We start from the raw sequence: 15,030 nt of genomic DNA on the forward strand, positions 1-15,030 counted from the left end.
CGAGCGGGAGAAACGATCATGAGCAACATTGAAGCGAACCGGACCATGCAGGCCGTGGTCGTGGACGGATTCGGCGGACCCGAGCAGATCGAGGTCGTACGGGTCCCGGTCCCGCGGCCCGGCGCCGGACAGGTCCGCGTACGGGTCCGCGCGGCCGGCCTGAACCCGGTCGACGGCGCGGTCCGCGCCGGGGTCTTCGGCGGCGCGGGGCAGCGGCTCGGCTTCGGCTGGGACGTGGCGGGCGAGATCGACGAGCTCGGCGAGGGCGTCACGGACCGGACGGTGTCCGATCGGGTGGTGGGTCTGCACTACGGCCCGGTCAAGCCGCTGGGCACGCACGCGCAGTACGCGGTCCTCGACGCCTCCGCGATCGCGGCGGCCCCCTCCTCGGCCGACCCGGTCGCCGCGGCCGCGCTGCCCCTGAGCGGGCTGACCGCCGCCCGTGCGGTGGACCTCCTGGGGCTCGCCCCGGGATCCTCGGTCCTGGTCACCGGGGCGGCGGGGGTGGTCGGCGGACTCGCCGTGCAGCTGGCCGCGCGGGCCGGGTACGTGGTGACGGCGCTGGCGGGCGAGTCGGACGAGGCCCTCGTACGCGCCCTCGGCGCGGCCGCCTTCGTCCCGAGGGGCTCGGCCCCGGCCGGCCCGGTGGACGGCGTGGTCGATGCGGCGGTACTGGGCGAGGCGGCCCTGGCACACGTCCGCGACGGCGGGGTCTACGTGGGCCTGCGCCCCGGCGGCGCCCCGGCGGCGGAGCGGGGCGTCCGCGTGGTGGAGCAGGAGGTCGCCGCGGACGGCGAGCACCTGGCCCGGCTGGTGGCGCTGGTCGACGCGGGGGAGCTGACGCTCCGGGCCGGGGAGACCTTCCCCCTGGAGGAGGCTGCCAAGGCCCACGCCCGCCTGGCGGAGGGCGGAGCCCGCGGCCGCATCGTCCTGACGGTGTCCTGAGGCCCCTGACGGTGTCCTGAGGCCCCTGGGGGCGCCCGGAGGCGCCCTGCGGCCCCCGGAGGCGCCGGGGGACCGGCAGGCGTCGGCGTCAGTACCGGGTCCCCATGGCCTCCCGGACCTCGTCCAGGGTGGCTTCGGCGACCGCGTTCGCCCGCTCGTTGCCCTCGCGCAGGATCTGCCGTACGTGGCCCAGGTCGCGGGCGTACTCGGCGCGGCGGGCCCGCAGCGGGGCGAGGTGTTCGTTCACGGACTCGGTGACGACGCTCTTGAGCACGGCCGCCCCGCCGTCGCCGATCTCCGCCGCGATCTCCTCGGGGGCGCGGCCCTGGCAGAGCGCCGCGAGCAGCAGCAGGCTGCCCACCTCGGGCCGGGCGGCCGGATCGTAGGTGATGTGCCGCTCGCCGTCGGTCTTGGCGCCCTTGATCAGGCGGGCGGTCCGGTCCGCGGTGTCGGCGAGCGCGATGGCGTTGCCGCGGGACTTGCTCATCTTCGTGCCGTCGGTGCCCAGCAGCAGCGGCGCCGCCGACAGCAGGGCCTCGGGCTCGGGGAAGACCTGGCCGGCGCCGGCGGCCCCGTCCGGGTGGTGCCCGTAGCGGTCGTTGAAGCGGCGGGCCACGGTCCGGGTGAGTTCGAGGTGGGGGAGCTGGTCCTGGCCGACCGGTACGAGGTTGGCCTTGCAGAAGAGGATGTCGGCGGCCTGGTGCACCGGATAGGTGAACATCAGGCCCGAGACCGCCGCCTGGCGGGAGTGCGCGATCTCGTCCTTCACGGTGGGGTTGCGCCCCAGCTCGGCCACCGAGACCAGGGACAGGAACGGCAGCAGCAGCTGGTTGAGGGCGGGCAGCGCGCTGTGTGCGAAGACGGTGGAGCGGGCCGGATCGATCCCGGCGGCCAGGTAGTCGAGGAGCAGGTCCTCGACGTGCTCCGAGAGCCGCTCGGCGACGTCGCGGTCGGTGAGGACCTGGTAGTCGGCGATGATCAGGAAGGTGTCCACGCCGGCGTTCTGGAGCCGGACCCGGGACTGGAGCGTCCCGAAGTAGTGGCCCAGGTGGAGTCTGCCGGTGGGCCGGTCACCGGTCAGGACCCGGAACCGCCCGGGATCGAGGCGGATCTGCTCTTCCAGCTCCGCGCTGCGGCGCCGGGCCCCGCCGATGATGTCGAGGGGGGCCTGCTCGGTCGGCGCGGCCAGCTCGGCCGACTCGGTCTGCTGGGGCGTCGAGGAGGTCGAGGTGGTCGTCTTCGCCGGTGTGGTCGTCATGCGTGCTCTCCTGCTGCTCGGTCGAAGACCGCCGAACGGGTCGGCCGGCGACGGCGGCAGCGTACGAGCGCATACCGGTGGGCCGTCCGTTCGGCGGCCCAGGGGTATGTGAATGCCGTGGCCGCTCCTAGAAGGAGCGCCACCAGCAAAGGCAAGACATGTCAGACATGCTTCGACCCTAGCGAATCCACGCCCCCGCCGCAGCGCCCCTTCGACCCGCGTCGCGGGGCCCAATGGCCGGATCTCGACGGTCGGGGTCGGAGGCGGTACGGCTCAGGGCCAGACCAGGCAGTACGGCTGGTGGCCGGCCTCGTGGAGGCGGTGGGAGAAGTCCTGCCACTCGTGGAGCAGCTGGTAGACGTTGAAGGCGTCGCGGGGGCCGCCGCGGTCGGGGACCGTGGACCAGATGAAGGCGGCCGCGCCGACCGACTCCTCGCCGATGCCGCGCAGCGGGTCGACCACGGTCATGGGGAGCTTGACGACCGCGTAGTCGGGGTGGAGGACCACCAGCTCCAGCGGGGGCACCTTGTGCAGGGGTATGCCTTCGATGCCGGTCAGGACCATCGCGGCGACCGTTTCAGGCTTGATCTTGCTGAACAGGCCGCCCATGCCGAGCTCGTCCCCGCCCAGCTCCTCGGGCCGCATGGTCACCGGCACGCGGGCGGCGGTCGCGCCGTCGGGTGCGCCGAAGTACTTGTACGTCACGCCCATGCCGCGGCCCCTGGGGAGGCCGTCGGGGTCCTGCGTGGGGCCCGGTACGGGTTCGGCCGCGTCCGTGACGCGGCGGCGGTGCTTGCCGCGGCGACGTTCGCGGGCGCGCTGCGGATCGAGGTCGTCCGTGCCCTCGCCCGGTCCACCACCGCGTTGCATATCTCCACCCGACTGGTCTTGCCTGCCCCGGCCCCGTGACCCCCGCCACGCAGCCTGATCATCATGGCAGTGACCTCCCCCGGGGCGGCGCGGTGAAACGCCCGTCCGCAAGTCAGTCGCGGCCTGATGAGACCATGGCTGGTGTGAGCTACCCGTACCCGTATGAAGCCAAAGTCTCGCAGACTCTCTTCGACCGCGCGTCCGTCGTGACGCCTGGCGGCGTGAACTCTCCCGTGCGCGCCTTCCGCGCCGTGGGCGGAACGCCCAGGTTCATGGTGTCCGGTACCGGTCCGTACCTGACCGATGCCGACGGGCGCGAGTACGTCGACCTGGTCTGCTCGTGGGGGCCGATGATTCTCGGTCACGCCCACCCGGCCGTGGTGGAGGCCATCCAGGCCGCCGTCGTCCGCGGCACCTCCTTCGGTACCCCCGGTGAGGGGGAAGTCGCGCTCGCCGAGGAGATCGTCGCGCGGATCGAGCCCGTGGAGCAGGTCCGCCTGGTGTCCTCGGGCACCGAGGCGACCATGTCCGCGATCCGCCTCGCCCGCGGGTTCACCGGCCGCGCCAAGATCGTGAAGTTCGCCGGCTGCTACCACGGGCACGTGGACTCGCTGCTGGCCGCCGCCGGCTCCGGGCTCGCGACCTTCGCGCTGCCGGACACCCCGGGCGTGACGGGCGCGCAGGCCGGGGACACGATCGTGCTCCCCTACAACGACCTCGAAGCGGTGCGGGCGGCCTTCGCCGCGCACCCCGGCGAGATCGCCTGCGTGATCACCGAGGCCGCGCCGGGCAACATGGGCGTGGTGACCCCGGGCGCGGGGTTCAACCAGGGCCTGGCCGACCTGTGCCGGGCGAACGGCGCCCTGTACATCTCCGACGAGGTCATGACGGGTTTCCGTACCTCGCGGGCCGGCTGGTACGGCGTGGACGGGGTCAAGCCCGACCTGATGACCTTCGGCAAGGTCATGGGCGGCGGCTTCCCGGCGGCGGCGTTCGGCGGCCGGGCCGATGTGATGGGCCACCTGGCTCCGGCCGGTCCGGTCTACCAGGCGGGCACGCTCTCCGGTAACCCGATCGCGACCGCCGCCGGTCTCGCGCAGCTGCGGCTGCTGGACGAGGCGGCGTACGTCAAGGTCGACGCGGTGTCGAAGGAGATCCAGGGGCTGGTGACGGCCGCGCTCACCAAGGAGGGCGTCGCGCACCGGCTGCAGACGGCCTCGAACATGTTCTCCGTGTTCTTCACGGAGGACGAGGTCCGCAACTACGACGACGCGAAGAAGCAGGAGGCCTTCCGCTTCAACGGCTTCTTCCACTCGATGCTGGCGCAGGGCGTCTACCTGCCGCCTTCGGCGTTCGAGTCGTGGTTCGTTTCAACCACTCACGACGAGAAGGCGATCGAGCGGATCGCGGCCGCCCTGCCGGCCGCCGCCCGAGCCGCCGCGGAGGCCACCGCATGAGCACCGAAGGCAGCACCGCGGGTAAGACCGCAGGCAGTGCCGAGATCACCGTCGTGCACGTCGTGCGCCACGGCGAGGTGCACAACCCGGAGGGGGTCCTCTACGGCCGCCGTCCCGGCTACCACCTCTCCGACCTGGGCCGCAAGATGGCGGACCGGGTCGCCGAGCACCTGGAGAGCCGGGACGTGACCCACGTCGTGGCCTCCCCGCTGGAGCGGGCCCAGGAGACGGCGGCGCCGATCGCCAAGTCGCACGGCCTGGACCTGGCGACCGACGGCCGTCTCATCGAGGCGGGCAACGTCTTCGAGGGCAAGACCTTCGGGGTCGGCGACGGCGCGCTGCGCAAGCCGGAGAACTGGAAGCACCTGACGAACCCGTTCAAGCCGTCCTGGGGCGAGCCGTACGTGGAGCAGGTGGTCCGGATGATGAGCGCGATCGAGACCGCCCGTGACGCGGCCCGCGGCCACGAGGCGGTGGCGGTCAGCCATCAGCTGCCGATCTGGATCGTACGGAGCTTCGCGGAGAAGCGGCGGCTGTGGCACGACCCGCGTCGCCGCCAGTGCACGCTGGCTTCGCTGACCTCGTTCACGTACCAGGGCGACAAGCTGGTGTCGGTGGGTTACAGCGAGCCGGCTCGGGATCTGGTCCCGGCGCATCTCCTCGCGGGGGCGAAGCCGGTGAAGGGCAAGTCCAAGGCGTTCGGGGCCTAGTAAGGGCCCAGTTCGGGCCTAGTGCGGGCTAGTTCGGGCCCGGGGTGCGCCCGGACTGTGCCCAGGACGGCGCGTCTTTGCCCTAATTTCATACAAAATGGTCGGGAGTTATCGCGTGGCGCGGCAGCTCCCGGCTCTTTGTCCGCTTATGTGACTTTCATGAGCGATGTGCGCGATTTCAGTCGAAGAGGAGCGATCGGCCTCGGCCTGGGGGCGGCCGCCGCGATGGGCGTCGCGGGGTGCGGATCCGTAGGGGGTTCCGATCGGGGCGGTTCGGGCCCGAAGGTGAACGAGGGCTCCGCGGCCGGTGCGGGAGGCGGCACCGTCAAGCCGGGCGAGCCGCAGATCAGGCTGATCGGCGACGGCTCCACCGCCGACACCGGACCGCAGCCCCACCAGCCGCCCGCCCCCGTACCCCTCCAGCCGGGCGAGACCCCGCCCCAGTTCGTGGTGTTCAGCTGGGACGGCGCGGGCGAGATCGGCAACGGCCTCTTCCCCCGGTTCCTCAAGCTCGCCAAGGACCACGGCGCGGGGATGACCTTCTTCCTCTCGGGCCTCTACCTCCTGCCCGAGTCCAAGAAGGACCTCTACCGGCCGCCGAACAACCCCGTCGGGGCCTCCGGCATCGGCTACCTCAAGGACGAGAACGTCCGCAACACCCTCAAGTGCGTGCGCGAGGCCTGGCTGGACGGCCACGAAATAGGGACGCACTTCAACGGCCACTTCTGCGGCGGCTCCGGCTCGGTCGGCAAGTGGACCCCCGAGGACTGGCAGAGCGAGATCGACCAGGCCGTGTCGTTCGTCACCAACTGGCGGACCAACACCGGCTTCACCGACCTCGAACCGCTGCCCTTCGACTACCGCAAGGAGCTGACCGGCTCCCGCACCCCCTGCCTGCTCGGCCAGGACAGCCTGCTGCCGACCGCCCGGAAGCTGGGCTGGCGCTACGACTCCAGCTCGCCCGGCGGGCTGCAGCAGTGGCCGGTCAAGCGCGGGGGCCTGTGGGACCTGCCGCTGCAGTCGATGCCCTTCCCCGGGCACTCCTTCGAGGTGCTGTCGATGGACTACAACATCCTCGCGAACCAGTCCAAGAACACCACCCGCGGAGCCCCGTCCAACTACCCGGCCTGGCGCTCCCAGGCCACCGCCGCCTACCTCGGGGGCTTCAGGCGGGCCTACGAGACCAACCGCGCGCCGCTCTTCATCGGCAACCACTTCGAGGAGTGGAACGGCGGGATCTACATGGACGCGGTCGAGGAGGCGCTCAAGGGCATGGCGGACAAAAAGGACGTACGGCTCGTATCCTTCCGGCAGTTCACCGACTGGCTGGACGTCCAGAACCCCAAGGTTCTGGACAAACTGCGCACGTTGGGTCCAGGCGAGTCGCCGACCGGTGGCTGGGCCACGTATCTCACGGGCGCCTGACCCGCACCTGACCAGCGGCTTAACACACCTTCGGGGGGCGCGGAAGATCCGCAATCCGGTCATGCGAAACTTTTCACATGAGCCTTAGCCGCGCGCGTGTCAGTCGAAGAAGCCGCCGCTCGACCAGCGGCCGCGCCCTCCTGCTGACCGCGATGACCCTCGCCGGCGCCCTCACCCTCACGGCGTGCGGCGATTCGGGCGGCAGCAAGGCCTCCGGTTCCGCCGGGGGCAACTACGTGACCGGAACCAACGGCGTCTCCACCGTCGCCAAGGCCGACCGGACCGACGCGCCCAAGCTCGACGGCGAGACGGTCGACGGCAAGACACTGGACACCACCACCCTCAAGGGCAAGGTCGTCGTCCTCAACGTCTGGGGCTCCTGGTGCCCGCCGTGCCGTGCCGAGGCCCCGAACTTCGCCAAGGTCTCCAAGGAGATGGCGGACGCGGGCAAGGACGTCGCCTTCGTGGGCATCAACACCCGCGACAACAGCAAGCAGAACGCCGCCTCCTTCGAAGAGACCTACGGGATCACCTACCCGAGCTTCTTCGACCCGGACGGCAAGCAGATCCTGCGCTTCCCCAAGGGCGCGCTGAACCCGCAGGCCATCCCCTCCACGATCGTCCTCGACAAGGACGGCAGGATCGCCGCACGCACCCTGGCGGCGGTCAACGAGGAGCAGCTGCGCTCGATGATCGAGCCCGTCCTCGCGGAGAAGTGACCTCGTGGTCACCGAGCTCCCCCAGATAGTCCTCGCCGCCGAACAGGCCGGGGTCACCGGCGTCAACACGACGGTCCTGAACGGCGCGCTGCTGCTGGCGCTGCCGCTGGCGCTGCTGGCCGGACTGGTCTCCTTCTTCTCGCCCTGCGTGCTGCCGCTGGTCCCCGGCTACCTCTCCTACGTGACCGGCGTCGGCGGAGCCGACCTCGCCGAGGCCCGGCGCGGGCGGATGCTGGGCGGCGCGAGCCTGTTCGTCCTCGGCTTCACCGCCGTCTTCGTCTCCACCGGCGCGCTCTTCGGCTACTTCGGCGAGACCCTCGCCGAGAACAAGGACCTCATCTCCCGGGTCCTGGGCGGCCTGGTCATCGTGCTCGGCCTGTTCTTCATGGGCGCGATCCCCGGCCTGACGATGCGCGAATTCCGCTTCCACAAGAAGCCGACCGCCGGCCTGGTCGGTGCGCCCCTGCTCGGCGTGCTCTTCGGAGTCGGCTGGACCCCCTGCATGGGCCCGACCCTCGCGGCCGTCAACACGCTCTCCCTCGACCAGGCCACGGCGGGCCGCGGCGCGCTGCTGACCGTCGTGTTCTGCCTGGGACTGGGACTGCCCTTCATCGCCACCGCACTCGCCTTCCGCAAGGCGCTCGGCGCGTTCGGCTGGGTGAAGAAGCACTACGCGTGGGTGATGCGCATCGGCGGCGGCATGCTGATCCTGACCGGCCTGCTGCTCGTCACAGGAATGTGGAGCAGCATCGTCAGCGACATGCAGAGCTGGACCCAAGGCTTCACGGTGGGGATCTGAGGACTACACGGACATGAGTACGACCGACAACGCGCCCCTGGGGGCGCCGCAAGACTCCGCCGAGGCCTCGGCGGAGGCCTCGGCCGAAGCGGCCGCGGGCGCGCAGCTGTCCACCGCACCCCTGGAGGACGCCCCCGGCGGGCCCGTGGGCATCGGTGTGTTCGGCTGGGCCCGCTGGTTCTGGCGCCAGCTCACCTCCATGCGGGTGGCGCTGATCCTGCTCTTCCTGCTGTCCCTGGCCTCCATCCCGGGCTCGCTGGTCCCGCAGAACCAGGTCGACCTGATGAAGGTCGCCGCCTGGAAGAAGGAGCACGCCTCCTGGGCCGGGCTCGCCGAGAAGCTCCAGCTCTTCGACGTCTACAGCTCGGTGTGGTTCTCCGCGATCTACCTGCTGCTGTTCATCTCGCTGATCGGCTGCATCCTGCCGCGCTCCTGGCAGTTCGTGGGCCAGCTCCGCGGCCGCCCGCCGGGCGCGCCCCGGCGGCTCGACCGGATGCCCGCGTACACGACGTGGCGTACGGACAAGTCCCCGGACGAGGTGCTGTCGTACGCCCGGACCCTGCTCGGCGGCCGCCGCTTCCGTACGGAGGCGGGCACGGGCTCGGTCTCCGCGGAGAAGGGCTATCTGCGCGAGGCCGGGAACCTGGTCTTCCACATCGCGCTGATCGTGATGCTGGTCGCCTTCGCCTGGGGCCAGTACCTGCGGTCCGAGGGCGGCAAGCTCGTCCTGCGCGGCCAGGGCTTCTCGAACACGCTCACCCAGTACGACGACTTCAAGTCCGGCAGCCTCTTCGACCCCGAGGACCTGCCGCCGTTCTCCTTCACCCTGGACAAGTTCGACGCCACCTACGAGCGCAGCGGCCCGCAGAAGGGCACCCCGCGCGACTTCAAGGCGTACGTCACCTTCACCAACGGCGCGCACGGCACGCCGGAGAAGCGCGAGATCCAGGTCAACAAGCCGCTGGAGGTGGACGGCTCCAAGGTCTACCTGCTCGGCCACGGCTACGCGCCGGTCATCTCGGTGACCGACTCCACCGGCAAGGTGATCTACAAGGACGCCGTGCCGATGCTGCCGCAGGACGGCAACCTGACCTCCTCCGGCGCCGTCAAGGTCACCGACGGGTACAAGAACAAGGAGGGGAAGTCCGAGCAGCTCGGCTTCCAGGCCGTGTTCGTGCCGAGCTTCGCGGGCGAGGGCCACGGCACGATGTTCTCCCAGTTCCCGGAGCTGGACTCGCCGAGGCTCGCGCTCAACGCGTACCACGGCAGCCTCGGCGTGGACTCGGGCCTGCCGCAGAACGTCTACCAGCTGAACACCTCCAAGATGGAGATGTTCAAGGGCGAGGACGGCAACCTCTTCAAGCAGCGGCTGGCCGTCGGTGAATCGATGAACCTGCCGGGCGGCGAGGGTGTCGTGAAGTTCGAGGGCATCGAGCGCTGGGCCACCTTCTCGATCACCCAGCAGCCCGGCAGCGGTCTCGCCCTCGCGGGCGCCATCGCCGCCATCGGGGGCCTGGCGGGCTCCCTGTTCATCCAGCGCCGCCGGATCTGGGTCCGGGCGGTCACCGGGAAGGACGGCGTGACCGTCGTCGAGATGGCGGGCCTCGGCCGCAGCGAGTCCGCCAAGCTTCCCGAGGAGCTGTCGGCGCTGGCCGGCGCGCTCCACGAGCAGGCGCCGAGCGCGGCGCCCGCCCCACCTGTCGCACCACCTGCCGAAGCAGCCGAAGAAGTCGAAGGGGAGCGCGCGTGATGCAGCTCGCGGCCGCGGCCAACGAAAGTCTGGCCCACCTCAGCAACAACCTCATCTACGCGTCGATGGCGGTCTACACCCTCGCCTTCTTCGCGCACATCGCCGAGTGGACCTTCGGCAGCCGCAGCAAGGTGGGCCGTACGGCCGCCGCGCTCACCGCGGCCAAGGCCGGTGCGGACGCGCCCGCGGTCCAGGTGCGGAGCAAGGGGGGCACGGCGGTCCTCGACAAGCCGAAGGTCGTCACGCGCAGCGCCGCCGGCACCCGCGACGTCCCGGACGGCCCCGGCGCGGCCGGCGGCACCGTCCAGGGCGACCTGTACGGGCGGATCGCGGTCTCGCTGACCACGCTGGGCTTCCTGCTGTCGGCGGGTGGCGTCCTGGCCCGCGCGATGTCCGTGGAGCGGGCCCCCTGGGGCAACATGTACGAGTTCTCGATCACCTTCTCCACGGTGGCCGTCGGCGCGTACCTGGCGCTCCTGGTGCTGAAGAAGAACGTCCGCTGGCTCGGCCTGTTCCTGGTCACCACGGTCCTGCTCGACCTGGGCATCGCCACCACCGTGCTCTACACGGACAGCGACCAGCTGGTCCCGGCGCTGCACTCGTACTGGCTGTACATCCACGTCTCCACCGCGATCTTCTGCGGCGCGGTCTTCTACATCGGTGCGGCCGGCGCGGTCCTGTACCTGTTCCGCGACGCCTACGAGGGCAAGCTCGCGGGCGGCGGCGCGCCGGGCCGCTTCGCCACCTCGGTCATGGAGCGGCTGCCCTCGGCGGCCTCGCTGGACAAGTTCTCGTACCGCATCAACGCGGCCGTCTTCCCGCTGTGGACCTTCACGATCATCGCGGGCGCGATCTGGGCGGGCGACGCGTGGGGCCGCTACTGGGGCTGGGACCCCAAGGAGGTCTGGTCCTTCGTCACCTGGGTCGCCTACGCCTGCTACCTGCACGCCCGTGCCACGGCCGGATGGAAGGGCCGCAAGGCCGCGTACCTGGCGCTGTTCGCGTTCGCGTGCTGGATCTGGAACTACTACGGCGTCAACATCCTGCTGAACGGCAAGCACTCGTACGCCGGAGTCTGACGCCGGAGTCCGACCCGCAGTCCCTACGGGGCCGCGGCCGCCCTGGGGGCGGCTGCGGCCCCGTTCGCGTCCGTGTCCGCGTCCGTCAGAGGTCGCGCTCCAGTACGTAGGCGCCGCGTGCGCCGGGGGCCCAGTAGAAGAAGTAGAGCTCCAGGCTCTGGCGCTCGTCGCGCCGCAGCTCGAAGGTCCAGCGGTAGGCCTCGGGCGGGGCCGGCAGGTCCGTCTCGTGCCGCAGCTCGGACCGCGCCGCCGAGCCGGTGCGGGCGGGGAGGTCCAGGCGGACGTGCTGGCCGAGGTTGCGGCCGGCGGGCTGGGCGCCGGTCAGCTTCCAGGTGGCGGGGCCGGAGAGGCGCCAGCCGCTGTCGTAGTCGCGTTCCTGGCCGTCGAGCAGGGTGACGGTGGCCGTCCCGTCGGAGCGGAAGACGACTTCGGTGCCTTCGACGCAGCGCCAGGTGCCGATGACCTCGGTGGTCTTGGCGTCGAAGACGGCGGGGACGGGGTCGGCGTCCAGCGGGGCGTAGCCGGTGACGGTGAGCAGGGCGGCGACGAGCACCGCGTAGGCGAGCAGGTTGCGCAGGACCGTGTCGAGAATCCGCGGTCCGTCGCCCTGCCGAGAAAGCGCTTCCCCCATGAGGCCATTCTGTCAGAGCCTTGAACGCGTTCAATTGTGTCCCCGGTCACACTGGTGGCGGGGGTGGGGTGGGGGCGGGCAGGACTCAGTCCTTGTCCTTCTCCTTGGCGTCCTTGCCGTCCTGGTCCTCGCGCAGGGACTTCAGGAACTCGGGGTTGTCGTCCGGCGCCACCCACTGCGTCCGGCGCCCCCGGCCGCCACCGCCGCCGCCCACGCCGGCCGTCCGCTTCTTGCCCGCGAAGAGCCACACCACCGGCCCGACGATCGAGAAGAGCAGGATGATCAGGACCCAGACCACCTTCGGGAGGTGCTTGACCTCTTCCTCCGGCGTGTTCAGGCAGTCGATGAAGGCATAGATGGTGAGCCCGATGATCAGCAAGAACGGCAAGTAGCGCAGCACGATGTGGGACCGACCCCCAGAAGAGCGGCGCGGACCGAAGGATGGCCGCGGTGACCCTTCCAGGGTAGAGGGCCCGCCCGGCTCCGGGCTCTGAGCGGGGATGTCACAATTGCCGGCATGGCTTACGACGATCTCCGCTCGCTGCTCCGGGCCCTTGAGCGGGAGGGCGACCTCAAGCGCATCAGGGCCGAAGTGGACCCGTACCTAGAGGTCGGGGAGATCGTCGACAGAGTGAACAAGGCGGGTGGACCCGCGCTGCTCTTCGAGAACGTCAAGGGCTCGGCGATGCCGCTGGCCATGAACGTCTTCGGGACCGACCGGCGCCTACTGAAGGCGCTGGGGCTCAAGTCGTACGCCGAGATCAGCGAGAAGATCGGCGGCCTGCTCAAGCCGGAGCTGCCGCAGGGTTTCATCGGTGTCCGCGAGGCCTTCGGCAAGCTCGGCTCGATGGTGCACGTGCCGCCGAAGAAGGTGAAGGGCGAGTCCGCGCCCGTCCAGGAGGTCGTCCTCACCGGGGACGACGTGGACCTGGACCAGCTGCCGGCCCTCTTCACCTGGCCCAAGGACGGCGGGTCCTTCTTCAACCTGGGTCTGACGCACACCAAGCACCCGGAGACGGGCGTGCGCAACCTCGGCCTGTACCGCCTCCAGCGCCACGACAAGCGCACCATCGGCATGCACTGGCAGATCCACAAGGACAGCCGCAACCACTACGCGGTCGCCGCGGCCCGGGGTGAGCGGCTGCCGGTCGCGATCGCCTTCGGCTGCCCGCCGGCCGTGACGTACGCGTCGACCGCGCCGCTGCCGGGCGACATCGACGAGTACCTCTTCGCCGGGTTCGTGGCGGGCAAGCGGATCGAGATGGTGGACTGCAAGACGGTCCCGCTCCAGGTCCCGGCCAATGCCGAGGTGGTCATCGAGGGCTGGCTGGAGCCGGGGGAGACGCTCCCTGAAGGCCCCTTCGGCGACCACACCGGCTTCTACACCCCGCAGGAGCCGTTCCCCGCGCTGAAGATCGACTGCGTGACGATGCGGAAGCGTCCGCTGATCCAGTCGATCGTCGTCGGCCGGCCGCCGACGGAGGACGGCCCGCTGGGCCGTGCGACGGAACGCTTCTTCCTCCCCCTGCTCAAGATCATCGTCCCGGACATCGTGGACTACCACCTCCCCGAGTCGGGCGGCTTCCACAACTGCGCGATCGTCTCGATCGACAAGAAGTACCCGAAGCACGCGCAGAAGGTCATGCACGCGATCTGGGGCGCACACATGATGTCGCTGACCAAGCTGATCATCGTGGTGGACAAGGACTGCGACGTCCACGACCTCCACGAGGTCTCCTGGCGGGCGCTGGGCAATACGGACTACTCCCGCGACCTCACCGTCGTGGAGGGCCCGGTTGACCACCTGGACCACGCCTCGTACCAGCAGTTCTGGGGCGGCAAGGCGGGCATCGACGCCACGAAGAAGCTGCCGACGGAGGGTTACACCCGGGACGGCGGCTGGCCTGACATGGTCGAGTCCGACCCGGCCACGGCCGCGCTGGTGGACCGGCGCTGGAAGGAGTACGGACTGTGAGCCCGATCGCAGTGGACGGCCCGGAGTTCTTCATCGGCACCTCCACGACCTACGTGGCCCTGGTGCGCCCGGAGATCGACCCGACGCAGCCCGGCGTGCTGATCGCCGCCGAGCAGGCGGGCGTGAGCCCCGAGGAGTTCGCCGGGTCCGGCGACACCTGGGCCCTGATGTTCGACGTGGACGGCCAGGGCGGCGGCTTCGAACTGCCCGGCGCGCGGGACATCGAGGCGGACGACTTCGCGGAGCAGCTCCAGCGCTCCCTGGCGGCGGCCGAGCCCTTCACCGCCGAGGCCGGCAACTTCCTGCGTCTCGAAGCCAGCCCCGTCGGCGCGGACTGGGTGGTCACCGCCCACGTCATCCCGCCCGAGGGCCACGAAGACGACGCCCCCCAGACCCTGGAGCTCGGGGCACTCCCGGCGGCGGACCTGCTGGCCGACCTCGAAGAGTTCCGGAGAGCCCTCGCATGATGACGACCGCCGACGAACTGATCGGCTCGTCCGGCCCGGCGCCGCAGCCGACCGGCAGGGTCAAGGCCTTCCTGCGGCTCGTGATGATCGAGCACTCGGTCTTCGCGCTGCCCTTCGCCTACATCGCCGCGCTCACCGCCATGTTCCAGCTCGACGGGCGGATGCACTGGGGGAAGCTGCTGCTCGTCACCGTGTGCATGGTGGGGCTGCGGACCTTCGCGATGGCCGCCAACCGGATCATCGACCGGGAGATCGACGCGCGCAACCCGCGCACCGCCGGGCGGGAACTGGTGACGGGCGCGGTCTCGGTGCGCTCGGCGTGGACCGGTGCGGGGATCGCCCTCGTGGTCTTCCTCGGGGCGGCGGCGCTGCTGAACCCGCTCTGCCTGATGCTGGCGCCGATCGCGGTGGTGCCGATGGTGGTGTACCCGTACGGGAAGCGGTTCACGAACTTCCCGCACGCCATCCTGGGCCTCGCCCAGGCGATGGGGCCGATCGGGGCCTGGCTGGCGATCACCGGCGAGTGGTCGTGGGACGCGGTCATCCTGGGCCTCGCGGTCGGCGTGTGGATCGGCGGCTTCGACCTGATCTTCGCCTGCCAGGACGTGGCCGCCGACCGGGCGGAGGGCGTCAAGTCCGTCCCGGCCCGCTTCGGCATCCCGGCCGCCCTGTGGGGCGCCCGCGGCGCGCACGTCGTCACCACGGCCCTGCTGGCCTGGTACGCCGTCGCGACCGACGCCGGGCTGCGGTTCTGGTTCGGCCTGGTGATCGTCGTCGGGGCGTTCCTCTACGAGCACACCATCGTCAAGCCGCACGACCTGTCCCGTCTGAACAGGGCGTTCTTCACGGTGAATGGTTTCATCGGCATGGCGCTCTTCGTCTGCGCCCTGGCGGACCTGGTGGCCCGCGGGCTGTCCCTGTAACTCGATCGTGTGTGCCCCGCCG

At 70.7% G+C, this 15,030-nt stretch carries 15 protein-coding genes; 11 read left to right on the forward strand and 4 right to left on the reverse strand.

Features of this window, described 5'->3' with window-relative positions; all coding sequences use genetic code 11:
• Positions 1-45 precede the first annotated feature (45 nt).
• The gene (locus AC3IYJ_RS22725) at positions 46-945 is read left to right on the forward strand and encodes an NADP-dependent oxidoreductase (protein ID WP_489402890.1); all 900 of its coding nucleotides are present in this window, start codon (positions 46-48) and stop codon (positions 943-945) included.
• 88 nt (positions 946-1,033) lie between these two features.
• On the opposite strand, the gene trpS is transcribed toward AC3IYJ_RS22725, so the two are convergent.
• Complete coding sequence (gene trpS / locus AC3IYJ_RS22730; protein ID WP_489396619.1) at positions 1,034-2,203, reverse strand: tryptophan--tRNA ligase; 1,170 nt, start codon at positions 2,201-2,203, stop codon at positions 1,034-1,036.
• Positions 2,204-2,476: 273 nt separating this feature from the next.
• Positions 2,477-2,914: a hypothetical protein gene (locus tag AC3IYJ_RS22735; protein ID WP_267724140.1), complete on the reverse strand. Its 438-nt coding sequence runs from the start codon at positions 2,912-2,914 to the stop codon at positions 2,477-2,479.
• Positions 2,915-3,207: 293 nt separating this feature from the next.
• On the opposite strand from AC3IYJ_RS22735, the gene hemL reads away from it, so the two are divergent.
• The 7 genes from hemL to ccsB all read left to right on the forward strand — a co-directional run bounded on the left by hemL (position 3,208) and on the right by ccsB (position 11,012).
• The gene (gene hemL, locus AC3IYJ_RS22740) at positions 3,208-4,530 is read left to right on the forward strand and encodes a glutamate-1-semialdehyde 2,1-aminomutase (RefSeq protein ID WP_489396620.1); all 1,323 of its coding nucleotides are present in this window, start codon (positions 3,208-3,210) and stop codon (positions 4,528-4,530) included.
• On the forward strand, positions 4,527-5,240 hold the full coding sequence (locus AC3IYJ_RS22745; RefSeq protein ID WP_489396621.1) for a histidine phosphatase family protein: 714 nt from the start codon (positions 4,527-4,529) through the stop codon (positions 5,238-5,240). Before hemL ends, AC3IYJ_RS22745 begins: the two co-directional genes overlap by 4 nt.
• A gap of 168 nt (positions 5,241-5,408) precedes the next feature.
• Positions 5,409-6,665 (forward strand): polysaccharide deacetylase family protein, encoded by a 1,257-nt coding sequence (locus tag AC3IYJ_RS22750; RefSeq protein WP_489402891.1) that lies wholly within the window; start codon positions 5,409-5,411, stop codon positions 6,663-6,665.
• A 77-nt stretch (positions 6,666-6,742) separates the two neighbouring features.
• A complete protein-coding gene (locus AC3IYJ_RS22755) occupies positions 6,743-7,384 on the forward strand; it encodes a TlpA family protein disulfide reductase (protein WP_489396622.1) in 642 nt (213 codons plus the stop codon).
• Between the two features lie 4 nt (positions 7,385-7,388).
• Entirely contained in the window at positions 7,389-8,183 is a 795-nt protein-coding gene (locus AC3IYJ_RS22760; protein WP_489396623.1) for a cytochrome c biogenesis CcdA family protein, read from the forward strand.
• Between the two features lie 13 nt (positions 8,184-8,196).
• Positions 8,197-9,933 (forward strand): cytochrome c biogenesis protein ResB, encoded by a 1,737-nt coding sequence (gene resB / locus AC3IYJ_RS22765; protein ID WP_489396624.1) that lies wholly within the window; start codon positions 8,197-8,199, stop codon positions 9,931-9,933.
• The gene (gene ccsB / locus AC3IYJ_RS22770; RefSeq protein ID WP_489402892.1) at positions 9,933-11,012 is read left to right on the forward strand and encodes a c-type cytochrome biogenesis protein CcsB; all 1,080 of its coding nucleotides are present in this window, start codon (positions 9,933-9,935) and stop codon (positions 11,010-11,012) included. The genes resB and ccsB overlap by 1 nt, the downstream gene beginning before the upstream one ends.
• A gap of 85 nt (positions 11,013-11,097) precedes the next feature.
• Here ccsB and AC3IYJ_RS22775 read toward each other — a convergent pair whose 3' ends face one another.
• Both AC3IYJ_RS22775 and AC3IYJ_RS22780 read right to left on the reverse strand, forming a co-directional pair.
• A complete protein-coding gene (locus AC3IYJ_RS22775) occupies positions 11,098-11,643 on the reverse strand; it encodes a hypothetical protein (protein WP_489396625.1) in 546 nt (181 codons plus the stop codon).
• Between the two features lie 85 nt (positions 11,644-11,728).
• Positions 11,729-12,031: a PLD nuclease N-terminal domain-containing protein gene (locus tag AC3IYJ_RS22780; protein WP_489396626.1), complete on the reverse strand. Its 303-nt coding sequence runs from the start codon at positions 12,029-12,031 to the stop codon at positions 11,729-11,731.
• Between the two features lie 129 nt (positions 12,032-12,160).
• On the opposite strand from AC3IYJ_RS22780, the gene AC3IYJ_RS22785 reads away from it, so the two are divergent.
• From AC3IYJ_RS22785 to mqnP, 3 genes are read left to right on the forward strand one after another with little or no spacing between them, the layout of a single operon-like run.
• Complete coding sequence (locus tag AC3IYJ_RS22785) at positions 12,161-13,618, forward strand: menaquinone biosynthesis decarboxylase (RefSeq protein WP_489396627.1); 1,458 nt, start codon at positions 12,161-12,163, stop codon at positions 13,616-13,618.
• A complete protein-coding gene (locus tag AC3IYJ_RS22790) occupies positions 13,615-14,085 on the forward strand; it encodes a hypothetical protein (protein WP_489396628.1) in 471 nt (156 codons plus the stop codon). The genes AC3IYJ_RS22785 and AC3IYJ_RS22790 overlap by 4 nt, the downstream gene beginning before the upstream one ends.
• On the forward strand, positions 14,082-15,008 hold the full coding sequence (mqnP, locus tag AC3IYJ_RS22795; RefSeq protein ID WP_489396629.1) for a menaquinone biosynthesis prenyltransferase MqnP: 927 nt from the start codon (positions 14,082-14,084) through the stop codon (positions 15,006-15,008). The genes AC3IYJ_RS22790 and mqnP overlap by 4 nt, the downstream gene beginning before the upstream one ends.
• The last annotated feature ends 22 nt before the right edge of the window (positions 15,009-15,030 follow it).

This window comes from Streptomyces sp. GL_140, assembly GCF_057834465.1.